General features: G+C 68.5%; 23 protein-coding genes. 18 read left to right on the forward strand and 5 right to left on the reverse strand.

What is annotated here, in order from left to right:
• Nucleotides 1-178 precede the first annotated feature (178 nt).
• From hemL to ACIBCK_RS38250, 8 genes are all read left to right on the forward strand, one after another.
• Nucleotides 179-1516 (forward strand): glutamate-1-semialdehyde 2,1-aminomutase, encoded by a 1338-nt coding sequence (hemL, locus tag ACIBCK_RS38215; RefSeq protein ID WP_399397860.1) that lies wholly within the window; start codon nucleotides 179-181, stop codon nucleotides 1514-1516.
• Nucleotides 1513-2196 carry a histidine phosphatase family protein gene (locus tag ACIBCK_RS38220; RefSeq protein WP_399397861.1) on the forward strand — a complete coding sequence of 228 codons (684 nt, stop codon included), beginning with the start codon at nucleotides 1513-1515 and terminating at the stop codon, nucleotides 2194-2196. Before hemL ends, ACIBCK_RS38220 begins: the two co-directional genes overlap by 4 nt.
• 240 nt (nucleotides 2197-2436) lie before the next feature.
• A complete protein-coding gene (locus ACIBCK_RS38225) occupies nucleotides 2437-3666 on the forward strand; it encodes a hypothetical protein (RefSeq protein ID WP_399397863.1) in 1230 nt (409 codons plus the stop codon).
• Between the two features lie 66 nt (nucleotides 3667-3732).
• The gene (locus ACIBCK_RS38230; RefSeq protein ID WP_399397864.1) at nucleotides 3733-4362 is read left to right on the forward strand and encodes a TlpA family protein disulfide reductase; all 630 of its coding nucleotides are present in this window, start codon (nucleotides 3733-3735) and stop codon (nucleotides 4360-4362) included.
• A 10-nt stretch (nucleotides 4363-4372) separates the two neighbouring features.
• Entirely contained in the window at nucleotides 4373-5137 is a 765-nt protein-coding gene (locus ACIBCK_RS38235) for a cytochrome c biogenesis CcdA family protein (protein ID WP_399397890.1), read from the forward strand.
• Between the two features lie 3 nt (nucleotides 5138-5140).
• The gene (locus ACIBCK_RS38240) at nucleotides 5141-6994 is read left to right on the forward strand and encodes a cytochrome c biogenesis protein ResB (protein ID WP_399397865.1); all 1854 of its coding nucleotides are present in this window, start codon (nucleotides 5141-5143) and stop codon (nucleotides 6992-6994) included.
• Nucleotides 6991-8100 (forward strand): c-type cytochrome biogenesis protein CcsB, encoded by a 1110-nt coding sequence (ccsB, locus tag ACIBCK_RS38245; RefSeq protein ID WP_399397866.1) that lies wholly within the window; start codon nucleotides 6991-6993, stop codon nucleotides 8098-8100. Before ACIBCK_RS38240 ends, ccsB begins: the two co-directional genes overlap by 4 nt.
• 53 nt (nucleotides 8101-8153) lie before the next feature.
• A complete protein-coding gene (locus tag ACIBCK_RS38250; protein WP_399397867.1) occupies nucleotides 8154-8681 on the forward strand; it encodes an SRPBCC domain-containing protein in 528 nt (175 codons plus the stop codon).
• Between the two features lie 25 nt (nucleotides 8682-8706).
• Here ACIBCK_RS38250 and ACIBCK_RS38255 read toward each other — a convergent pair whose 3' ends face one another.
• A complete protein-coding gene (locus ACIBCK_RS38255; protein ID WP_399397892.1) occupies nucleotides 8707-9720 on the reverse strand; it encodes a zinc-binding alcohol dehydrogenase family protein in 1014 nt (337 codons plus the stop codon).
• A 160-nt stretch (nucleotides 9721-9880) separates the two neighbouring features.
• Here ACIBCK_RS38255 and ACIBCK_RS38260 point away from each other — a divergent pair, with 160 nt between their 5' ends.
• A complete protein-coding gene (locus ACIBCK_RS38260; RefSeq protein WP_399397868.1) occupies nucleotides 9881-10204 on the forward strand; it encodes an ArsR/SmtB family transcription factor in 324 nt (107 codons plus the stop codon).
• A gap of 126 nt (nucleotides 10205-10330) precedes the next feature.
• A complete protein-coding gene (locus ACIBCK_RS38265; RefSeq protein ID WP_399397869.1) occupies nucleotides 10331-11248 on the forward strand; it encodes a DMT family transporter in 918 nt (305 codons plus the stop codon).
• Here ACIBCK_RS38265 and ACIBCK_RS38270 read toward each other — a convergent pair.
• Entirely contained in the window at nucleotides 11163-12104 is a 942-nt protein-coding gene (locus tag ACIBCK_RS38270; RefSeq protein WP_399397894.1) for a LysR family transcriptional regulator, read from the reverse strand. The two genes, ACIBCK_RS38265 and ACIBCK_RS38270, sit on opposite strands and share 86 nt — an antisense overlap.
• A gap of 24 nt (nucleotides 12105-12128) precedes the next feature.
• Nucleotides 12129-12458 (reverse strand): PLD nuclease N-terminal domain-containing protein, encoded by a 330-nt coding sequence (locus ACIBCK_RS38275; RefSeq protein WP_399397870.1) that lies wholly within the window; start codon nucleotides 12456-12458, stop codon nucleotides 12129-12131.
• Between the two features lie 89 nt (nucleotides 12459-12547).
• On the opposite strand from ACIBCK_RS38275, the gene ACIBCK_RS38280 reads away from it, so the two are divergent.
• Genes ACIBCK_RS38280 through ACIBCK_RS38290 form a run of 3 tightly spaced genes read left to right on the forward strand, consistent with a single transcriptional unit; the run spans nucleotide 12548 to nucleotide 15615 of the window.
• Complete coding sequence (locus tag ACIBCK_RS38280; RefSeq protein ID WP_399397871.1) at nucleotides 12548-14005, forward strand: menaquinone biosynthesis decarboxylase; 1458 nt, start codon at nucleotides 12548-12550, stop codon at nucleotides 14003-14005.
• Nucleotides 14006-14007: 2 nt separating this feature from the next.
• Nucleotides 14008-14931 carry a menaquinone biosynthesis prenyltransferase MqnP gene (gene mqnP / locus ACIBCK_RS38285; RefSeq protein WP_399397872.1) on the forward strand — a complete coding sequence of 308 codons (924 nt, stop codon included), beginning with the start codon at nucleotides 14008-14010 and terminating at the stop codon, nucleotides 14929-14931.
• Nucleotides 14932-14940: 9 nt separating this feature from the next.
• Nucleotides 14941-15615, forward strand: coding sequence for a UbiX family flavin prenyltransferase (locus tag ACIBCK_RS38290; protein WP_399397874.1), 675 nt, complete (start codon nucleotides 14941-14943; stop codon nucleotides 15613-15615).
• A gap of 83 nt (nucleotides 15616-15698) precedes the next feature.
• Here the strand turns inward: ACIBCK_RS38290 and ACIBCK_RS38295 are convergent, their stop codons facing one another.
• Nucleotides 15699-15836 carry a hypothetical protein gene (locus ACIBCK_RS38295; RefSeq protein ID WP_399397876.1) on the reverse strand — a complete coding sequence of 46 codons (138 nt, stop codon included), beginning with the start codon at nucleotides 15834-15836 and terminating at the stop codon, nucleotides 15699-15701.
• Between the two features lie 122 nt (nucleotides 15837-15958).
• Here ACIBCK_RS38295 and ACIBCK_RS38300 point away from each other — a divergent pair, with 122 nt between their 5' ends.
• The 5 genes from ACIBCK_RS38300 to ACIBCK_RS38320 all read left to right on the forward strand — a co-directional run bounded on the left by ACIBCK_RS38300 (nucleotide 15959) and on the right by ACIBCK_RS38320 (nucleotide 20552).
• Nucleotides 15959-16417, forward strand: a complete 459-nt coding sequence (locus ACIBCK_RS38300; protein ID WP_399397877.1) for an Lrp/AsnC family transcriptional regulator — start codon at nucleotides 15959-15961, stop codon at nucleotides 16415-16417.
• Between the two features lie 100 nt (nucleotides 16418-16517).
• The gene (gene mqnE / locus ACIBCK_RS38305) at nucleotides 16518-17681 is read left to right on the forward strand and encodes an aminofutalosine synthase MqnE (RefSeq protein ID WP_399397878.1); all 1164 of its coding nucleotides are present in this window, start codon (nucleotides 16518-16520) and stop codon (nucleotides 17679-17681) included.
• 139 nt (nucleotides 17682-17820) lie between these two features.
• Nucleotides 17821-18345, forward strand: coding sequence for a GNAT family N-acetyltransferase (locus tag ACIBCK_RS38310; protein WP_399397880.1), 525 nt, complete (start codon nucleotides 17821-17823; stop codon nucleotides 18343-18345).
• 116 nt (nucleotides 18346-18461) lie between these two features.
• A complete protein-coding gene (locus ACIBCK_RS38315) occupies nucleotides 18462-18752 on the forward strand; it encodes a DUF4229 domain-containing protein (protein WP_399397882.1) in 291 nt (96 codons plus the stop codon).
• Between the two features lie 429 nt (nucleotides 18753-19181).
• Complete coding sequence (locus tag ACIBCK_RS38320) at nucleotides 19182-20552, forward strand: dicarboxylate/amino acid:cation symporter (protein ID WP_399397884.1); 1371 nt, start codon at nucleotides 19182-19184, stop codon at nucleotides 20550-20552.
• Between the two features lie 92 nt (nucleotides 20553-20644).
• On the opposite strand, the gene ACIBCK_RS38325 is transcribed toward ACIBCK_RS38320, so the two are convergent.
• Nucleotides 20645-20931 (reverse strand): ABC transporter permease (locus tag ACIBCK_RS38325; RefSeq protein ID WP_399397886.1); only part of this gene is annotated, 287 nt, incomplete at its 5' end.

Genomic DNA, 20931 nt, shown 5'->3' on the forward strand with positions numbered 1-20931 from the left:
CGCCACCGCGATGCATATCTCCACCCGACTGCTTTTCCAGGGCGCCCGCCCCTGCTTTTCTAGGCCTCGCGGCCCCCGCCGCGCAACCCGATCATCGTGTCAGTGACCTCCCCCACGGTCACCGGCTAAAACGTGGAGTGAAACACCTGTCCGCAGGATGTCCGAAGCCTCTGACACCATGGTTCATGTGAGCTTCCCGTATAGCGCCCCAGTTTCGCAGACTCTCTTCGACCGTGCGGCGGCCGTGACGCCCGGCGGTGTGAACTCTCCCGTGCGCGCTTTCCGCGCTGTGGGCGGTACGCCCCGTTTCATGGTGTCCGGTACCGGTCCGTACCTGACGGACGCCGACGGCCGTGAGTACGTCGACCTCGTCTGTTCGTGGGGGCCGATGATCCTCGGCCACTCCCACCCCGATGTGATCGCCGCCGTTCAGGAGGCCGTCGCGCGCGGTACGTCCTTCGGCACGCCCGGCGAGGGCGAGGTCGCGCTCGCCGAGGAGATCGTCGCGCGCATCGCGCCCGTCGAGCAGGTGCGGCTCGTCTCCAGCGGCACCGAGGCGACGATGTCCGCGATCCGTCTCGCGCGCGGGTTCACCGGCCGCGCCAAGATCATCAAGTTCGCCGGCTGCTATCACGGCCATGTGGACGCGCTGCTCGCCGCGGCGGGCTCCGGGCTTGCCACCTTCGGTCTGCCGGACACCCCGGGCGTCACCGGCGCCCAGGCGGGCGACACGATCGTCGTCCCGTACAACGACCTGGACGCCGTGCGTGCCGCGTTCGCCGCGAACGACGGTGAGATCGCCTGCGTCATCACCGAGGCGTCGCCGGGCAACATGGGCGTCGTACCGCCGGGTGAGGGCTTCAACCAGGGCCTCGCCGACCTGTGCAGGGAGAACGGCGCGCTGTTCATCTCGGACGAGGTGATGACCGGCTTCCGTACGTCGAAGGCGGGCTGGTTCGGCGTCGACGGGGTGCGCCCCGACCTGATGACCTTCGGCAAGGTCATGGGCGGCGGCTTCCCGGCCGCCGCGTTCGGTGGCCGCGCCGACGTCATGGAGCACCTCGCCCCGGTCGGTCCCGTCTACCAGGCGGGCACCCTGTCGGGGAACCCGATCGCGACGGCCGCGGGCCTCGCACAGCTGCGGCTCCTGGACGACGAGGCGTACGACAAGGTCGATGTCGTCTCCGGGCAGCTGCGCGGCCTGGTCACCGACGCGCTCTCCAAGGAGGGTGTCGCGCACCGGCTGCAGAACGCGTCGAACATGTTCTCCGTCTTCTTCACCGAGCGCGAGGTGCGGAACTACGACGACGCGAAGACCCAGGAGTCGTTCCGCTTCACCGCGTTCTTCCACTCGATGCTGTCGCAGGGCGTGTATCTCCCGCCGTCGGCCTTCGAGTCCTGGTTCGTCTCCACCGCCCATGACGAGCGGGCGATCGAGAAGATCGCCGCGGCCCTGCCCTCGGCGGCGCGCGCGGCTGCCGAAGCCACTGACCCCACCACGGAGGCCACCGCATGAGCGCGGGCAGCGAGATCACCGTCGTCCACGTGATGCGCCACGGGGAGGTGGAGAACCCGGACGGGATCCTTTACGGGCGCCTTCCCGACTACCACCTCTCGGAACTCGGGCGGCAGATGGCCGACCGGGTCGCCGAGCATCTCGCCCCGCGTGACATCACGCACGTGGTGGCATCGCCGCTCGACCGCGCGCAGGAGACGGCGACGCCGATCGCCAAGGAGCACGGTCTGGAGCTGGCGACGGACGGGCGGCTCATCGAGGCGGGCAACGTCTTCGAGGGCAAGACGTTCGGTGTCGGCGACGGCGCGCTGAAGAACCCGGAGAACTGGAAGCATCTGGTCAACCCCTTCAAGCCGTCCTGGGGTGAGCCGTATGTGGAGCAGGTCGTGCGGATGATGGGCGCCCTGGACGCGGCGCGGGACGCGGCCCGCGGGCATGAAGCGGTGTGCGTCAGCCATCAGTTGCCGATCTGGATCGTGCGGAGCTTCGTGGAGAAGCGGCGCCTGTGGCACGACCCGCGCAAGCGGCAGTGCACGCTCGCCTCGCTGACGACGTTCACGTACCGCGGCGACAAGATCGTCTCCGTGGGTTACACGGAGCCCGCGCGCGATCTCGTCCCCGTACATCTCCTCGCGGGCGCCAAGCCGGTGAAGGGGAAGGCTAAGGCGTTCGGTGCGTAAGCGCTCCGCTGGTATTGCCGTCGATCGTCTGCGGCGTCGTCGTGGCCGGGCGCGCAGTTCCCCGCGCCCCTTCGGGGCGCCCACGCCAGGTAATTGACTGGCGACTGTATGTCCATTCTCGGTAAAAGCCACTCAATTTGTGCTTGTTGTCGGAACCCCAATGTTCGTCGCGCCCTCTAACGGGGCGTCCCTCACGCATGGATGCGTGCAGGGCTGCAGGGCGCGACGAATGGGGATGGAATGCGCGACATCAGTCGCAGGGGAATACTCGGCCTCGGAGTCGGGACCGCGGCCGCTTTGGGACTCGCCGGCTGCGGCACGGGCGGCGACAGTCATTCGGCCGGTTCCGCGGGACGGGCGAAGGACGGCCAGGGCGGCGACAAGCACCCGGCGAAGCCGATCGGTGACGGCTCGACCTCGTACACGGGCAAGCAGCCGCACCAGCCGGGCAAGCCCGTTCCGTTGCAGCCGGGTGAGACGCCCCCGCAGTTCGTGATCTTCTCCTGGGACGGTGCGGGCGAGGTCGGCAACGGTCTCTTCCCGCGCTTCCTGAAGCTGGCCGAGGAACACGAAGCGCACATGACGTTCTTCCTCTCCGGTCTTTATCTCCTGCCCGAGTCGAAGAAGCGGCTCTACAAGCCGCCGAACAACGCCGTCGGCGCATCCGACATCGGCTATCTCACCGACGGTCACATCAAGGAGACGCTGAAGTACGTCCGGCAGGCCTGGCTCGACGGCCATGAGATCGGCACGCACTTCAACGGGCACTTCTGCGCGGGCACCGGAAGTGTCGCCAACTGGACGTCCGCGCAATGGCAGAGCGAAATCGACCAGGCCACCGCCTTCGTCAAGGAATGGCGCACGAATACCGGCTGGAGCGACCTGCCGTCGCTGCCTTTCGACTACGACAAGGAACTCGTCGGCGGCCGTACGCCGTGCCTCCTCGGCCAGGAGAACCTGCTGCCGACGGCGAAGAAGCTCGGCTGGCGCTACGACGCCTCGTCGCCCGGCGGCCGGCAGCGCTGGCCCCGGAAGAAGATGGGCGTCTGGGATCTGCCGCTGCAGGCGATGCCGTTCCCCGGGCACTCCTTCGAGGTGCTGTCCATGGACTACAACATCCTGGCCAACCAGTCGAACAACTCCACGAAGGCGCCGCCGGCCAACTACCCGGGCTGGCGCAAGCAGGCCACCGAGTCCTACATCGCCGGATTCAAGCGGGCCTACGAGACCAACCGCGCGCCGTTCTTCATCGGCAACCACTTCGAGGAGTGGAACGGCGGCATCTACATGGACGCCGTCGAGGAAGCCCTGAAGCACATCGCGGGGAAGAAGGACGTACGCCTGGTCTCCTTCCGGCAGTTCGTCGACTGGCTCGACGTCCAGGACCCCAAGGTCCTCGCGGAGCTGCAGGGCCTCGATGTCGGCCAGGAGCCCGCAGGCGGCTGGAAGGGACTCGGGAAGGCCGTCTGAAATGGGACTTTCCGCAACCTCGGGGGGTGCGGAAGATCCCCGAAACAGACATGCGAAACTTTTCACATGAGTGCCGCCTGCCGCGCCCCCCACAGCACGAACCGCAGCCGTAGCCGCAGCCGCGCCGCCCTTCTGGGCGCTGGGGCCGCGGTCGCCGCGCTGACCCTTTCGGCGTGCGGTTCCGGCGGGGCTTCGGGCGGCTCGGGGAACACCAACTTCATCACCGGGACCGACGGCATCGCCACCGTCGACAAGGGCGACCGCAAGGACGGGCCCGACATCGACGGCGAGACCCTCGAAGGCAAGGACCTCAGCCTCGACGACTACAAGGGCAAGGTCGTCGTCCTCAACGTCTGGGGCTCCTGGTGCCCGCCCTGCCGGGCCGAGGCGCCGAACTTCGTGAAGGTCGCGAACGACACCAAGGGCAAGGGTGTGCAGTTCGTCGGGATCAACACCCGCGACACGGACAAGGGTCCCGCGCTCGCCTTCGAGAAGGCCAAGAAGGTTCCCTACCCGAGCCTGCACGACCCGATGGGCAAGCTGATGCTGCGCTTCCCCAAGGGCACGCTGAACCCGAACTACATCCCGTCGACGATCGTCCTCGACCGGGACGGGAAGGTCGCGGCCCGCTCGCAGCAGCCACTGAACGAGACGAAGCTGCGCAAGATGATCGACCCGCTGATCGCGGAGAAGTGATTTCCCCGTGATGTCCACCCTCGCCGCTGTCGGCGAACCGAACCAGACCGTCATGAACGGAGCGCTTCTCATCGCGCTCCCCGTCGCCCTGCTCGGCGGACTCGTCTCCTTCTTCTCGCCGTGCGTGCTGCCGCTCGTGCCGGGCTATCTGTCGTACGTCACCGGGGTCGGTGGCACGGATCTGGCGGAGGCCAAGCGGGGGCGGATGGCCGCGGGGGCCGGGCTGTTCGTGCTCGGCTTCACCGCCGTCTTCGTCTCCACCGGTGCCCTCTTCGGGTATGCCGGACAGAATCTGCAGGACTACCAGAGCGTCATCACCAGGGTGCTCGGCGCGCTGATGATCGTCCTCGGCATCTTCTTCATGGGGCTCATGCCCTGGCTCTCCCAGCGGGAGTTCCGCTTCCACAAGAAGCCCGCCGCCGGGCTCGCGGGCGCTCCGGTCCTCGGCGCGCTGTTCGCCGTCGGGTGGGCGCCCTGCGTCGGGCCGACGCTCACGTCCGTCAACACTCTGGCCCTGGACCAGGCGAGCGCGGGGCGCGGGGCCATACTGAGCGTCGCGTACTGCCTGGGGCTCGGTGTTCCGTTCATCCTCGCGGCGATCGCCTTCCGCAAGGCGCTCGGCGCGTTCAGCTGGGTCAAGAAGCACTACGTCTGGGTGATGCGCATCGGCGGCATCATGATGATCGCGACCGGACTGCTGCTCGTCACCGGCGTCTGGGACAGCATCGTGCAGCAGATGCAGGTCTGGTCCAACGGCTACACGGTGGGGATCTGATCCATGAGCAAGACCCAAGCCCCTGACACGAGCAAGACCGAAGCTCCCGATACGGGCAAGGCCGAGAGTCCCGAAGAGCAGAATGACCTGGGCGCCGCGGGCTCCCAGCTGTCCACCGCCCCCGTCGAGCGGGCGATGCCCGGCTCCTTCGGCGGCAAGCGCGCTCCGGGCGCCGTGGGCTGGCTCGTCTGGTCCGGCCGTGAGGTCACCGGCTGGGTGCGGTGGATGTGGCGGCAGCTGACCTCGATGCGGGTCGCGCTGCTCCTGCTGCTCCTGCTCTCGCTCGGCGCGATCCCCGGTTCGCTGATCCCGCAGACCAGCATCGACGAGCTGAAGGTCCAGGACTTCAAGAAGGCCCACACCACGCTCGGGCCGCTCTACGAGAAGCTCCAGCTGTTCGACGTCTACAGCTCCGTGTGGTTCTCGGCGATCTACATCCTTCTCTTCGTCTCCCTCATCGGCTGCATCGTGCCCCGCACCTGGCAGTTCGTCGGCCAGCTGCGTGGCCGGCCGCCGGGCGCGCCCAAACGGCTCGACCGGCTGCCCGCGTACACCACGTGGCGCACCGAGGCCGAGCCCGACGAGGTCCACGAGGCCGCGCTCGGCCTGCTCAAGGGGCGGCGCTTCCGCGCGGACCTCACGGCGGGCAAGACTGGCGTGGGAGCGTCCGTCGCCGCGGAGAAGGGCTACCTGCGTGAGGCGGGCAACCTCTTCTTCCACATCTCCCTGATCGTGCTCCTGGTGGCGTTCGCCGCCGGGGCCCTGTTCAAGTCCGAGGGCGGCAAGCTCGTCGTACAGGGAGACGGGTTCTCCAACACCCTCACTCAGTACGACAACTTCAAGTCCGGCAGCCTCTTCGACACCGCCGATCTGGCGCCGTTCAGCTTCAAGCTGGACAGCTTCGAGTCCTCCTTCGAGCGGAAGGGGCCCGAGAAGGGGACCGCCCGCACCTACCGGGCGAACGTCTCCTACAGCGAGGGCACCGACGGCACGGAGAAGAAGCAGGCGATCGAGGTCAACAAGCCGCTCGAGGTCGACGGCTCGAAGGTCTACCTCATCGGCCAGGGCTACGCGCCGACCGTCACCGTCCGCGACGGCAAGGGCAAGGTCGTCTACAAGGCGTCCGTGCCGCTGCTCCCGATCGACTCCAACGGCACGGCCACCGGCGCCGTCAAGGTCCTGGACGGCTACCGCGACAAGAACGGCAAGGAGGAGCAGCTCGGCTTCAACGCCTTCTTCGTGCCGACGTTCGCGGGCGAGGGCCAGGGCCAGATGTTCTCCCAGTTCCCCGCACTGGACTACCCCGTGCTCGCGCTGTCCGCGTACCACGGAAGCCTCGGTGTGGATTCCGGTCTGCCGCAGAACGTCTATCAGCTGGACACCAGCAAGATGGACAAGTTCAAGGACTCCAAGGGCGAGCTCCTCAAGCAGCGGATGCGGCCGGGGGAGACGATGAAGCTGCCGAACGGTGCCGGATCGATCACCTTCGAGAAGGACATCAAGCGCTGGGCGACCTTCCAGATCTCCCAGCAGCCCGGCAGCATGTGGGCGCTCGTCGGGGCGATCTCCGCCATCGTCGGCCTCGCCGGGTCGCTGTTCATCCAGCGCCGCCGCGTGTGGGTGCGGGCCGTGCGGGGCGCCGACGGCGTCACCGTCGTCGAGATGGCCGGGCTCGGCCGCAGCGAGTCCGCCAAGCTGCCCGAGGAGCTGGGCGACCTCGCCGCGCACCTGCACGAGAAGGCGCCGAGCGCGCCCGAAACAGACCATGCCGATCATGCCGATCACTCCGATCATTCGGATGCCGAGCATGGTGACTCCACCCCCCAAGTTGTTCCTGCCGAAGGGGCTGAGAAGTGAATCTCGCCACCACCCTCGCCGCCGAACCGAACGAGAACCTCGCGAGCATCAGCAATGTGCTGATCTACTCCGCGATGGCCGTCTATCTCCTTGCCTTCTTCGCGCATATGGCGGAGTGGATCCTCGGCAGCCGCAGCAAGGTCGGCCGCACGGCCGCCGCGCTGACTCCCCAGGCCGAGGCCGCCGCCAAGGCGCCCGGCGTCACCGTCAAGGCGGCCAAGGGCGGCACCGCCGTCCTCGACCGGCCGACGTCGGCGCCCAAGGTCGTGACCCGTTCCGTCACCGGAACCCGCGATGTGCCGGACGGTCCCGGCGCGGCGGCAGGTGACGAGAAGGGGGACCTCTACGGCCGTATCGCCGTGTCCCTCACCGTGCTCGCGTTCCTCGTCGAGTTCGGTGGTGTGCTGACCCGCGCGCTCTCGGTGCAGCGGGCGCCGTGGGGCAATATGTACGAGTTCAACATCACCTTCTCCACCATGGCCGTGGGTGTGTACCTCGTGCTCCTGGCGCTGAAGAAGAAGGTCAGGTGGCTGGGCCTTCCGCTGATCACCACGGTCCTCCTCGATCTCGGTCTCGCCGTCACTGTCTTGTACACCGCCAGCGACCAGTTGGTTCCCGCCCTTCACTCGTACTGGTTGTGGATCCACGTCTCCACCGCGATCTTCTGCGGCGCGACGTTCTATCTGGCCGGCGTCGCGACGATCCTCTACCTCTTCCGCGACTCCTACGAGAACAAGCTGGCCGCGGGCGGACAGCCGGGCCGCTTCGCGACCTCCGTCCTGGAGCGCCTGCCTGCCGCGTCCACGCTCGACAAGTTCTCGTACCGCGTGAACGCCGCGGTCTTCCCGCTGTGGACGTTCACGATCATCGCGGGCGCGATCTGGGCGGGCGACGCGTGGGGCCGCTACTGGGGCTGGGACCCCAAGGAGGTCTGGTCCTTCATCACCTGGGTCGCCTACGCCTGCTACCTCCACGCCCGCGCGACAGCGGGCTGGAAGGGCCGCAAGGCCGCCTACCTGGCCCTGATCGCCTTCGGCTGCTGGCTGTTCAACTACTACGGCGTGAACATCTTCGTCACCGGCAAGCACTCGTACGCCGGGGTCTGAACCCCCTGGCGCCGGGGGTGCGGAGCGGCCCGTGTCGGGTCAGGGTTGGTTCTATGACCGTGACGATCGGGCAGGGCGAGAGCAGGACCCAGACCTCTGGCGGTGCCGGTGGGCCGGTTCAGCATCTTCATTACGAGTTCCACCTTCCCCACCCTGTGGAAAAGGTCTGGGGGGCGGTGGCCACCCCGGAGGGTCTGCCGGGGTGGCTGGCCGCCGCTGACGTGTTCGAGCCGCGGCTCGGTGGTGCGGTGTCGCTGCGCTGGCTCAACGGGGGAGAGGCGGCCACCCACTCCGGGCACGTCACCGCGTGGCAGCCGGAGCGGGTCGCCGAGTACACGATCGACCTGCACGGGCGGTGCCGTTTCCATCTGGAGGCGGCCGGCGGGGACACGGGCACCGGTACGGCCCTGCGCTTCACCAACGAGTTCGACGGCGACGACGAGCTGCGCCTGGACTGCCTCGCCGGGTGGCACAACCACTTCGAGTTCCTCGCCGACGCGCTCGACGGGCGACCGAAGGACTGGTCGACGTGGAGCCTGGACCGCTGGCGCGAGCTGCGCGAGGCGTACCAGGAGGCGTGATCGCCCCGCGTGGACGCACCGCTGGTCAGTCCGCCACCCGCAGCAGCAGCTTGCCCGTGCTGGTGCGCGATCCCATCAGGCGGTGCGCGTCCGCCGCGTCCGCCAGCGGGAACTCCGCCGTGACCGGCAGCTCCACCGTCCCGTCCGCCACCTTCGCGAAGGCCCGTGCGGCGACCTCGCGCAGGGCCTCGGGCGCCGACTTGGCGAGGGAGAGGATCGAGAAGCCGAAGACGCCGAGCCCCGCCCCGTACAGCTCCGGCTGGCCCACGCGCCACGGCTCCGCCGAGCTCGCGTTGCCGAAGGACACGAGCCGCCCGAAGACGGCGAGGGCGTCGAGCGCGCCGCGCAAGGCGTCGCCGCCCACCGGGTCGAGCGCGAGGTCCACCCCGCGCCCCCCGGTGGCCGCGCGCACCTCGGCGGCGAAGCCACCCCCGGAGCCCCCGGAGCCGTCAGAGCCCCCGGCGCTCACGACGAACACCTCGTCGTACCCATGCTTCCGCGCGTACTCCGCCTTGGCCTCGCTCGACACGACGCCGTACACCGCGCCCGCGCCGCCCGCCTTCGCCAACTGGCCGACCACCGTGCCGATTCCGCCGGCCGCGCCCTGCACGAGGACCGTCTCGCCCGCGCTCAGCCTGCCCACCTCGTGGAGCAGCGCGTGCGCGGTGGGCAGGACCGTGGGCAGGGTGGCTGCCGTGCGCAGGTCCACGCCGCCCGGCAGCGCGAACACCGTTGCCGCGTCGGCGAGCGCGACCTGTGCGTAAGCCCCGCCCTCGGTGAGCGCGGCGACCTCCTGGCCGACCGTGAACCCCTCGACGCCCGAGCCGATCTCCCGGACCCGACCGGAGACTTCGAGGCCCGGTACGTAGGGGAGCGCGGGCACGCGGTAGCCCTCGGACCGGGCCTTCAGGTCGGCGAAGTTCACGCCGGTGTAGGCGACGTCGATGCTGATCTGACCGGCCGCGGGCGCGGGGACGTCGGCTTCCGCCACCGTGAGGACCTCGGGGCCGCCGTACTCCTGGAGCTGGACCGCGAGCATCGTGGGCTTGGGCTTGGGCTTGGGCTTGGGCTCGGGCGTGGGCTTGGGCATGGCTGGGCACCCCTTCGAGTGTTCAATGGGAAGCGAACACCCGGAGTGTATGGTTTCCATCGAACACTCGGCAAGGGTCGAGGGGGATCGAGGGAGAGGGGGCCCGGCCGTGGCGAACACGAGTCACCGCGCGGCGCCGGTGCACGTCCACCCGGACGAGGTGCCCGTACTGACCGCACTCACCGCGCTCGCCGACCCCGTACGCCTGGCGCTGGTAAGGGAGTTGGCGTCCTCCCCCGACTGGACCCGCAGTTGCGGCAGCTTCGACGTGCCCGTCGGCAAGGCCGCGCTGAGTCACCACTTCGGGGTGCTCCGGGGCGCCGGTCTTGTCGAGCAGCGGGACGAGGGGCCCCGGCGGGTCAACCGGCTCCGCCAAGAGGAGTTCGAGGCGTGCTTCCCGGGGCTGCTCGCGCTGGTCCTGCGCACGGACTGACGAGGCCCGCCGGCCCATCGCCCCCGCCGATGGCCCGCCGGCCCATCGCCCCCGCCGATGGGCCCATCGGCAGGACGCCCCACTGGCTCGTGGACCAGCGCATACGGCCGCTCGTAGCTTCATGACATGACCTCAGAGAACAAGGGCACGGCCCAACTCACCGCCGCGATGGTGCTTTCCGGCACTCTCGGGATCTTCGTCGTCGAGTCGGGTGCGTCCGCCTTCAACGTCGTGTTCTTCCGCGTGCTCTTCGGCGCCATCGCCCTCGGGGCCTACGCCTTCGCCCGCGGCTACTTCCGCGGCCACGGCCTCACCCCGAAGAAGCTCGGAATCGCCGCACTCGGCGGCGCGTTCATCGTCTTCAACTGGGTGTTCCTCTTCAAGGCGTACGAGGCGACCTCCATCTCCCTGGCCACCGTCGTCTACCACACACAGCCTTTCCTGCTCGTGCTGCTCAGCGCGGTCATCTTCCGTGAGCGGCTGACCAGGCATCAACTCCTGTGGCTCGCGACCGCCTTCGCGGGGCTCGTGCTCGTGTCCGGCGTGCGGCCTGGCGACCTCGGCTCGCTCACCGGCATCGGATTCGCGCTGCTGGCCGCGCTGCTCTACGGCCTCTCCACCCTCGTCACCAAGCGCATCACCGGGGTACGTCCGCACCTGATCGCCCTCGTCCAAGTCCTCGTCGGGATACCGCTGTTGCTGCCCTTCGCGAACTTCGGCGCGATGAGCGGAACGGGCGCGGGCTGGGGCTGGCTGGTCGGGCTCGGCGTCATCCACACCGGCCTGATGTACGTCTTGATGTACGCGGCGTACGCAAAGCTGCCCACCGCCAAGATCGCCGTGCTCGCCTTCACCTACCCGGCGGTCGCGATGGTCGCCGACTGGGCCGTCTACGGGCACCACATCGGCCTCGTCCAGGCGCTCGGCGTGCCGCTGATCGTCCTCGCGAGCCTGAAGGTCAACCGCGCCAAGTCGACGCGGGTGAGCGCTGGTTCGCGTACTCCGCTGCCTGCTCCCGCACCAGCCGTACCGACTGGTCGATGAACAGCCGCACATGGGCGGGAAGCCGCTTGCCCGACCGCCACGCCAGCTGCGTGTGCAGCACGAACGGCGGCTCCCACGGCAGCGCGACGAGCACCCCCGAGGCCAGCTCGTCCCGCACCGCCATCCGCGGAAGCAGCGCCACCCCGAGGCCACCGGCGACCCCCCGCTTGGTGGCCTCGATCGTGCCGAACTCCATGAAGGGCGGCGGAGCGCCGTTCCGCACCCGGAGCTCGGCCTCGAACAGATCCCGGTAGGGGCAGCCCGGCTCCGTGCCCACCAGCTGCACCGCCGCCAGATCACCCGTGGCGAGCGACTCGCCCCCGTGCGCGGCCAGCGGATGCGTCGGCGCGCAGACCAGGACCAGCGGCTCCTCGGCGAGGACCTCGCTCTCCAGGCCCGCGTGCTCGGTCTCCCGCTCCATCAGGAACCCGACGTCGTACGTGCCCTGCCGCAGCGCGTGGCGCGTCTCGTCGCCCAGCGTGGGGCGCAGGGAGAGCTGCACCTTCGGGTAGCGGTGGTGGAAGAGTTCGAGCAGCGGGGGCAGGCGGTAGGACGTCAGGGACTCCATCGTGCCGACCGCGATGGCGCCGCTCGGCTCCCCTGCGTCGACGACCGCGGACCGCGCCTCGTCCGCGAGCTCGATGATCTGCCGGGCGTAGGGGAGCAGGCGCTCGCCGGCCTCCGTGAGGCGGATACGGCTGCCGAGCCGGTCGAAGAGCTCGGTGCCGAGCGAGGACTCCAGGGAGCGGATCTGGCTCGTGACGCTGGACTGTGCGTACTTCAGCTCGGCCGCGGCCTGCGTGAAGCTGAGTACGGACGCGACCTTTTCGAAGGTGACGAGCAGCCGCAGTTCCATCATCGGACTCCCGTTCGTCAGGCCCTAGCTCTCCGTGCCGCGGTCCCGCTTCTTGTCGTCCGGGTCCTCGTCCCTGAGCGACTTCAGGAACTCGGGGTTGTCGTCCGGCGCCACCCACTGTCCGCGCCCGCCGCGTCCGGCGCGCGGGCCACCCCCGGCGGCGGGCGTCTTGCGCACCTTGCCGGTGGCGAACCAGGCGATCGGTCCGAGGAGAACCTCGCCGAAGAGCAGCACGATGATGACCCAGACCACCTTCGGCAGATGCCTGATCTCCTTCTCCGGAGTGTTCAGTACATCGATGAAGGCATAGATCCACACGGCCAGGACCAGCAGGAACGGCAGATACCTGAGCATGGTTGCGCGATTCCCCAAGCGACGAAGGAGGGGCGGCGTGCGGGCCCCGCTGTCCGGGCCAGGGTAGCCGGTGACCGATACTGGAACGCATGGCTTATGACGATCTTCGCTCCCTGCTCCGTGCACTGGAGCGCGAGGGCGATCTCAAGCGCATCAAGGCCGAGGTCGATCCGTATCTGGAGGTCGGCGAGATCACCGACCGGGTGCAGAAGTCCGGCGGCCCCGCGCTCCTCTTCGAGAACGTCAAGGGCTCCTCGATGCCCCTCGCGATGAACGTGTACGGGACGGACCGCCGCCTCCTGAAGGCGCTCGGCCTGAAGTCGTACGCGGAGATCAGCGACAAGATCGGCGGACTCCTCAAGCCGGAGCTTCCGCAGGGCTTCGTCGGCGTGCGCGAGGCGTTCGGGAAGCTCGGCGCGATGACGCACGTACCGCCGAAGAAGGTGAAGTCCGACAACGCGCCCGTGCAGGAGACCGTGCTCACCGGCGACGACGTCGACCTGGAGAAGCTGCCCGCGCTCTTCACCTGGCCCGAGGACGGCGGCTCCTTCTTCAACCTCGGTCTGACCCACACCAAGGACCCGGACACCGGGGTGCGCAACCTCGGCCTGTACCGCCTCCAGCGCCACGACAAGCGCACCATCGGCATGCACTGGCAGATCCACAAGGACAGCCGCAACCACTACCAGGTGGCCGCCCGCAGGGGCGAGAAGCTCCCCGTCGCGATCGCCTTCGGCTGTCCGCCCGCCGTCACGTACGCCTCGACGGCGCCGCTGCCGGGCGACATGGACGAGTACATGCTGGCCGGGTTCATCCAGGGTAAGCGCGTGGAGATGGTCGACTGCAAGACGGTCCCGCTCCAGGTCCCCGCGCACGCCGAGGTCGTCATCGAGGGCTGGCTGGAGCCGGGCGAGATGCTCCCCGAGGGTCCCTTCGGCGACCACACCGGCTTCTACACGCCGCAGGAGGACTTCCCCGCACTGAAGATCGACTGCGTGACGATGCGGAAGCGTCCGCTGCTCCAGTCGATCGTGGTGGGCCGCCCGCCGACGGAGGACGGTCCGCTGGGCCGCGCCACCGAGCGCTTCTTCCTGCCGCTCCTCAAGGTGATCGTCCCGGACATCGTGGACTATCACCTGCCGGAGTCCGGCGGCTTCCACAACTGCGCGATCGTCTCGATCGACAAGAAGTACCCGAAGCACGCGCAGAAGGTCATGCACGCCATCTGGGGCGCCCACATGATGTCGCTGACCAAACTGATCGTGGTCGTGGACAAGGATTGCGACGTCCATGACCTGCACGAAGTGTCCTGGCGCGCGCTCGGCAACACCGACTACGCGCGCGACCTGACGGTGGCCGAAGGTCCCGTCGACCACCTCGACCACGCCTCCTACCAGCAGTTCTGGGGCGGCAAGGCGGGCATCGACGCGACGAAGAAGCTGCCCGAGGAGGGCTACACCCGGGACGGGGGCTGGCCGAACATGGTCGAGTCCGACCCGGAGACGGCGTCGAAGGTCGACCGCCGCTGGAAGGAGTACGGGCTCTAAAGATGAGTGCTGATTCAGCGACTCCGGAACTCTTCGGGCCCGAGCCCGCCCCGCCCGGCAAGGTCAAGGCGTTCCTGCGCCTGGTCATGATCGAGCACTCGGTCTTCGCCCTGCCCTTCGCCTACATCGCCGCCCTGACCGCGATGTTCCAGCTGGACGGGAACATCCACTGGGGCCGGCTGCTCCTCGTCACCATCTGCATGGTCGGCCTGCGGACGTTCGCCATGGCCGCCAACCGCATCATCGACCGGGAGATCGACGCCCGGAACCCGAGGACCGCGCACCGCGAGCTCGTCACGGGCGCGGTCTCGGTGAAGTCCGCATGGACCGGCGCGCTGATCGCGCTCGTCGTGTTCCTGGGCGCCGCAGCCCTGCTCAATCCGCTCTGCCTGGCGCTCGCGCCCCTCGCGGTGATCCCGATGGTGGTCTATCCCTACGGCAAGCGGTTCACGAACTTCCCGCAGGCGATCCTGGGCCTCGCCCAGGCCATGGGTCCGGTCGGCGCCTGGATCGCGATCACCGGCGAGTGGTCCTGGCAGGCCGTCATCCTCGGCCTCGCGGTCGGGATCTGGATCGGCGGCTTCGACCTGATCTACGCCTGCCAGGACGTGGAGACGGACCGCGAGGTCGGCGTGAAGTCGGTGCCCGCCCGCTTCGGCATCCCGGGCGCCATCTGGGGCGCGCGCGGCTGCCACCTGGTGACCACCGCGCTGTTCGTCTGGTACGCGGCGGACACCGGCGCGGGTGTCTTCTTCTGGCTGGGGCTCGCGGTGGTCGCCGGGGCGTTCGTCTACGAGCACAGCATCGTCAAGCCGCACGACCTCTCACGGCTCAACCGCGCCTTCTTCCAGGTCAACGGCTTCATCGGCATCGCGCTCTTCGTCTGCGCGCTGCTCGATCTGCTGGTGCGCGGCCTGACCGTCTAGGCTCACAGCGTGAAGCAAGGAGATACGCAGCGTAAGCCTTGGATCGTGGGGGTGTCCGGCGCCTCGGGGACCCCCTATGCCGCAGCCGTCCTGCGGGCGCTGCTCGCGGCCGGGGAGAGCGTGGACCTGGTGGTCTCGCGGGCCTCGCGGCTGACGATCCTCGACGAGACGGGCATCGCCTTCCGGGACGCGCACTGGCAGGAGGACCTGCGGGAGTGGCTCGGGCGCGGTGCCGACGGCAAGCCGGGGACCTTCGACGTGCCGGTGGACGGCGTGCGGTACTGGGCGGCGGGCGATCTGGCCGCCGGTCCCTCGTCGGGGTCGTACGCGACGAAGGGGATGCTGATCGTGCCCGCTTCGACGGCGTGCGTGGCCGGGGTGGCGCTGGGGCTCTCGAAGGATCTGCTGCAGCGGTCGGCGAGCGTGACGCTCAAGGAAGGCCGCCGGCTCGTGGTCTGCGTACGCGAGACGCCGCTGAACGGACAGACGCTGAAGCACTTGGTGACGCTGGACGAGGCGGGCGCGATCGTGCTGCCCGCCTCTCCGGCGTTCTACGCGGGGGCGACGCACATCCAGGATCTGGTGGACTTCGTCGCCGGGCGGACGCTGGACGCGGCAGGGGTGCCGCATCAGCTGTACCGCCGCTGGAAGGGGGAGCTCGGGGGCGCTTCCCGTGCGGAATGAGCGCCCTGAAGGGGCGCGGGGAACTGCGCGCTCAGCCACGACGAGCCCGCAGGTGGAACCGATCCGCGCACCCCGCGGCCGGACTATCGCTTCTTCGCGCCCCGCGGCTTCTTCGTGGTCTTGGGCGCCGCCGCAACATTCGCACGCGAGCGGTTGGCCAGGTCCTGCAGCTCGCGCATCCGGGCGTAGGCCATCTCGATCGAGTACACGGTGTGACTCACTCCTGAAGGATCGTCGTTGATCGGCTGTAATTCCGAAAGATTCGCAGGGCGTTGACCCTGTTACACCTTAGATTCTACACATAGACTCGCGGTATCGCTGAATAATGAAAGGCATCGCACCTATGGACGCCGTGGACAGGCAGCTCATCCAGGCCCTGCGCGAGAACGGCAGGGCCTCGTACGCCGAACTCGGCCGGCTCGTCGGCCTCTCGGGACCGAGCGTCACGGACCGGATCAACCGCCTCGAGGCTGCGGGTGTCATCACCGGCTACCGCGCGACCGTGGACTCCGCGTCGCTCGGCCTCGGCGTCATCGCCCTCATCGGCATCTCCCTCTCGGACGCCGCCGACCACGAGGACGTCGCCCGGCGCCTGAAGGACCTGCACGAGATCGAGGACTGCTGGTTCATCGCGGGCGACGACTCGTACATGCTCAAGATCCGGGCCACGGACGTGGACGGCCTGGAGAAGACGATCCGCAGGCTGAGCGGCACGAAGGGCGTCTCCAGGACGCGTACGACGATCGTGCTCTCCACGAAGTGGGAGAACCGCGTCGGGGAGCTGCCGGAAGAGGAGTCCTAGGCGCGGAGCGCCAACATGGGGGCACCTCCCGCCCGAAGGGTGGGGGAGTACCGTTGGCGGGAGTTTGTGGCGGGTCGTAGGGAGAGGTAAGGGCGAGGGCATGGACGCAGGTCTCAAGCGCGAACTTGAGCAGAAGGTCCGGGACGGTGAGCGGCTGTCCCGCGAGGACGGCATCGCCCTCTACGAGTCGGACGATCTCGCCTGGCTCGGCGGTCTCGCCCACGAGGTGCGCACCCGCAAGAACGGCGACGTCGTGCACTTCAACGTCAACCGCCACCTCAACATGACGAACGTGTGCACCGCCTCGTGCGCGTACTGCTCGTTCCAGCGCAAGCCGGGCGAGAAGGACGCGTACACGATGCGCATCGAGGAGGCCGTCCGCCTCGCCAAGGCGATGGAGGGCGAGAACCTCACCGAGCTGCACATCGTCAACGGCCTGCACCCGAACCTGCCGTGGCGGTACTACCCGCGTTCGCTCAGCGAGCTCAAGAAGGCGCTCCCGGACGTCTCGCTGAAGGCGTTCACGGCCACGGAGATCCACCACTTCGAGACGATCTCGGGGATGTCGGCGTCCGACATCCTGGACGAGCTGATCGAGGCCGGCCTCGAATCGCTCACCGGCGGCGGCGCGGAGATCTTCGACTGGGAGGTCCGCCAGCACATCGTGGACCACCGCACGCACTGGGAGGACTGGTCGCGCATCCACCGCCTCGCGCACGAGAAGGGTCTCAAGACCCCGTGCACGATGCTGTACGGCCACATCGAGGAGCCCCGGCACCGGGTCGACCACGTGCTGCGGCTGCGTGAACTCCAGGACGAGACCGGCGGGTTCCAGGTCTTCATCCCGCTGCGCTACCAGCACGACTTCGTGGACATGAAGGACGGCAAGGTCAGGAACCGCCTCCAGGCGCGGACGACCATGGCGTCGGGCGCCGAGGCCCTGAAGACCTTCGCGGTCTCGCGTCTCCTCTTCGACAACGTCCCGCACGTCAAGGTCTTCTGGGTCATGCACGGCCTGCAGACGACGCAGCTCGCGCTGCAGCACGGCGCGGACGACATGGACGGCTCGGTCGTCGAGTACAAGATCACGCACGACGCGGACAACTTCGGCACGCCCAACAAGCTGACGCGCGAGGACCTGCTCGACCTCATCCGCGAGGCGGGCTTCCGCCCCGTCGAGCGGAACACGCGCTACGAGTCGATCCGTGAGTACGAAGGTCCTGACCTGTCGCTCAGGGAGACGCCGCAGGCGATGCGGGTCTGAACCGTCCGCTGTTCCGCAGTTCCGCTGTTCCGCTGTTCCGCACGTGCGAGCCCCGGCCCCTTCGGCCGGGGCTCGCACGCGTTGTCCGCGATGCGGAACGCGGTTGAGGCAGGCGGTTGGTAATAGTTAATCTGCCTCTATGGCACTTACCTTCCAGCTGGACCCGGAGATCGATCCCGCCCTCCGCGACGGTGTCCTCGCGCTCTGGGTCGACGTGTCCAACGCCGACGGGGCCGTCGGTTTCGTACCGCCCGTGACGGTCGACGACATCCGGCCCGAGTGGCTCAAGCGCCTGGCCCAGCTGAGCAAGGGCGAGACCCGGCTGCTCGTCGGGTACGACGAGGACGGCGAGGTCGCCGCGACCGCCTTCCTCGCCTACAACACGCACCGCCTGATGACGCACTGGATCTGGCTGTACGTGGTGATGGTGCACCCCAAGCACCAGGGCAAGGGATACGGCCGCGACCTGATGGCCGCCGCGGCCGACGCGGCACGCGGCATCGACGGGATCGAGGCGATCCGGCTGACCTGCCGTGGCGGCACGGGCGTCCACCGCTTCTACGAGTCCTGCGGATACAAGGAGGTCGGGCGCGTGCCCGGCGCGATCCGCGTCGCCCCCGGTGACGACCGCGAGGACATCACCATGCTGCTGCCGCTCCGCTGACGGTTCGCGCGAGGTCCCGTGAGGGCTCACCCCCTTGCTGGAGGCGACCCCCTGCATGCTTCACTGGAGGGGCTCGTCCAACTCGGGCCTATTTCGGAACGGAAGAGTGGATTGACATGCTCCGCTACACGCTGATGCGCCTCGGGGTCTTCGTGGGCTGCTTTTTCGCGGTCTGGGGGCTTGTCTATGTCGGGGCCCTGCCGAAGGGGCTCGGGGACTCCAACCTCCTGTGGGTCCTGCTGCTCGCCCTCGTCATCTCCGCGCCCATCAGCTTCGTGGTGCTGCGCAAGGAGCGGGACCGGGCATCGATCCAGGTCGTCGAGCGCGTGGAGCGCACCAAGGCCAACCTGGAGGCGAACCGCACGCAGGAGGACCTCGCCGACGACGCGGCCCGCGCGAAGTCGTAGGCGTCTTCAGCACTCGCACGTGTCGTAAGTTTCGTCACAAAGCACTCAACCCCGGCAAGGGAGCGGACGCTCCGGGCCGGGGTTTCTTGCGTCCCGGAGGTGACTCTGCCTCTGATTGGCCTCTTCTGACCCAAACAAGACCTTTGATGTTCTCAAAGTTCAAGTGTTAACGTGTTCGCCATGAAGACAGCAGCCGCGCACCGTATCGCCATGAGCGTCCCGCTCGTGGCGCGCCTGCATGTCGATCTCTGCCGCTGCATGTCCGCGGCCTGTCGTCGCCGTCCCTGAGGTCTCGCTGAGCCTCTCCGCACAGCGCGACGACAAGCACGAAGTGACATCTGCACTGCAGCGGCGCCGTCAAGGCCGTTCCGTCTGACCCCTCGCGGTCGCCGCTCCCTCACGTCCCCCGCCATTACCCGGAGTGTGTCCGTGTCCGCGAAGTCCCCCGTATCCCCGGCCGACAAGGCCGAGCAGCCGAAGTCCGGCACCTCCGGTTCCCGGATACCCAGATTCCTCAAGCTGCCCTTCTGGGCCCAGATCCTCGGCGGTCTGGTCCTCGGCGTCCTGCTCGGCTGGCTGGCCCGCAGCCAGGACGTGTCCTGGCTCGTCACCACCCTGGACAAGGTCGGCAGCACCTTCATCGGGCTCCTGAAGCTGGCGGTCGCCCCGCTCGTCTTCTTCGCGATCCTGGTGTCGATCACCAACCTGCGTAAGGTCAACAACGCCGCACGGCTCGCCTCGCAGACGCTGGTCTGGTTCATGATCACGTCGCTGATCGCGGTCGTCATCGGCCTCGCGATCGGCCTCATCACGAACCCGGGCGCCGGCACCGGCCTCACCCCGAAGGACGGCGCCAAGCCGGACCATGCGGGCTCCTGGATCGACTTCCTCACCGGGATCATCCCGACGGACGTCATCACGCCGTTCACCCAGCTCAACGTCCTGCAGATCGTCTTCATGGCCGCCGTCGCCGGTATCGCCGTACTGAAGATCGGTGACAAGGCACAGCCGATCCTGGACCTCAGCGAGTCGGTCCTCGCCCTGCTCCAGAAGGCCCTGTGGTGGGTCATCAAGCTCTCGCCGATCGGCACCATCGGCCTCATCGGCTTCGCCATCGCCGACTACGGCTGGGACCTGATCTCCAAGTACGCGACGTTCACCGCCGACATCTACATCGGCTGCGCCCTGGTGATGTTCGGCGTCTACCCGCTGCTGCTCTCCACGGTCGCCAAGGTCAACCCGCTCCAGTTCTTCAAGGGCGCCTGGCCCGCGATCCAGCTGGCCTTCGTCTCGCGCTCCTCGGTCGGCACGATGCCGGTCACCCAGCAGGTCACCGAGCGGCTCGGCGTGCCGAAGGAGTACACGTCCTTCGCGGTGCCGTTCGGCGCCACCACCAAGATGGACGGCTGCGCCGCGATCTACCCGGCGATCGCCGCGATCTTCGTCGCGCAGATCTTCGACGTGCAGATGGGTATCAAGGAGTACCTGCTCATCGCCTTCGTCTCGGTGGTCGGTTCCGCGGCCACGGCCGGTCTGACGGGCGCCACGGTCATGCTGACCCTGACCCTGTCGACGCTGGGCCTGCCGATGGAGGGCGTGGGCCTGCTGCTCGCCATCGACCCGGTCCTGGACATGATGCGCACGGCCACGAACGTGGCCGGGCAAGCGGCCGTGCCGGTGATCGTCGCCGCCCGGGAGAAGATCCTCGACCGTGAGGCCTACGAGAACGCGTCGGCTTCGCCGCTCGACGAGTTCGGCGGGTCTGCCGACGAGCCGCAGACGGTGCCTGCCGCCGCCTGACGTCCCCCGGCTCGTGTGAAGCGTGTCCCTGCATCCCGTTCGCCGGGTGCGGGGGCACGCTTCGTTGTGCGGCGGGGGTGTGTGGGGGGTGGTTACTTCGGGTCGCGGTTGAACTGGGCCATCGACCAGCGGTAGCCGAGTGCGATCAGGGCCGTGCACCAGGCGATGGCGATCCAGCCGTTGTTGCCGATCTCGCTGCCGAGGAGGAGGCCGCGGAGGGTTTCGATGGCGGGGGTGAAGGGCTGGTACTCGGCGATGGGCTGGAACCAGCCCGGCATCGTGGTGGCGGGGATGAAGGCGCTGGAGATGAGCGGCAGCAGGATCAGCGGCTGCGCGCTGTTGGCGGCGGCTTCGGCGTTGGGACTCGACATGCCCATTC

The organism is Streptomyces sp. NPDC051218, assembly GCF_044455475.1.
Lineage (GTDB): Bacteria > Actinomycetota > Actinomycetes > Streptomycetales > Streptomycetaceae > Streptomyces.

Coding starts and splice junctions, on each gene's coding strand:
- ACIBCK_RS38240 (WP_399397865.1), top strand. CDS start 5,141: ATGAGCAAGACCCAAGCCCCTGACACGAGCAAGACCGAAGCTCCCGAT.
- ACIBCK_RS38275 (WP_399397870.1), bottom strand. CDS start 12,458: ATGCTCAGGTATCTGCCGTTCCTGCTGGTCCTGGCCGTGTGGATCTAT.
- mqnE (WP_399397878.1), top strand. CDS start 16,518: ATGGACGCAGGTCTCAAGCGCGAACTTGAGCAGAAGGTCCGGGACGGT.
- ACIBCK_RS38310 (WP_399397880.1), top strand. CDS start 17,821: ATGGCACTTACCTTCCAGCTGGACCCGGAGATCGATCCCGCCCTCCGC.
- ACIBCK_RS38265 (WP_399397869.1), top strand. CDS start 10,331: ATGACCTCAGAGAACAAGGGCACGGCCCAACTCACCGCCGCGATGGTG.
- ACIBCK_RS38235 (WP_399397890.1), top strand. CDS start 4,373: ATGTCCACCCTCGCCGCTGTCGGCGAACCGAACCAGACCGTCATGAAC.
- ACIBCK_RS38230 (WP_399397864.1), top strand. CDS start 3,733: ATGAGTGCCGCCTGCCGCGCCCCCCACAGCACGAACCGCAGCCGTAGC.
- ACIBCK_RS38270 (WP_399397894.1), bottom strand. CDS start 12,104: ATGGAACTGCGGCTGCTCGTCACCTTCGAAAAGGTCGCGTCCGTACTC.
- ACIBCK_RS38255 (WP_399397892.1), bottom strand. CDS start 9,720: ATGCTCGCGGTCCAGCTCCAGGAGTACGGCGGCCCCGAGGTCCTCACG.
- ACIBCK_RS38315 (WP_399397882.1), top strand. CDS start 18,462: ATGCTCCGCTACACGCTGATGCGCCTCGGGGTCTTCGTGGGCTGCTTT.
- ACIBCK_RS38225 (WP_399397863.1), top strand. CDS start 2,437: ATGCGCGACATCAGTCGCAGGGGAATACTCGGCCTCGGAGTCGGGACC.
- ACIBCK_RS38220 (WP_399397861.1), top strand. CDS start 1,513: ATGAGCGCGGGCAGCGAGATCACCGTCGTCCACGTGATGCGCCACGGG.
- ACIBCK_RS38250 (WP_399397867.1), top strand. CDS start 8,154: ATGACCGTGACGATCGGGCAGGGCGAGAGCAGGACCCAGACCTCTGGC.
- ACIBCK_RS38280 (WP_399397871.1), top strand. CDS start 12,548: ATGGCTTATGACGATCTTCGCTCCCTGCTCCGTGCACTGGAGCGCGAG.
- hemL (WP_399397860.1), top strand. CDS start 179: ATGGTTCATGTGAGCTTCCCGTATAGCGCCCCAGTTTCGCAGACTCTC.
- mqnP (WP_399397872.1), top strand. CDS start 14,008: ATGAGTGCTGATTCAGCGACTCCGGAACTCTTCGGGCCCGAGCCCGCC.
- ACIBCK_RS38300 (WP_399397877.1), top strand. CDS start 15,959: ATGGACGCCGTGGACAGGCAGCTCATCCAGGCCCTGCGCGAGAACGGC.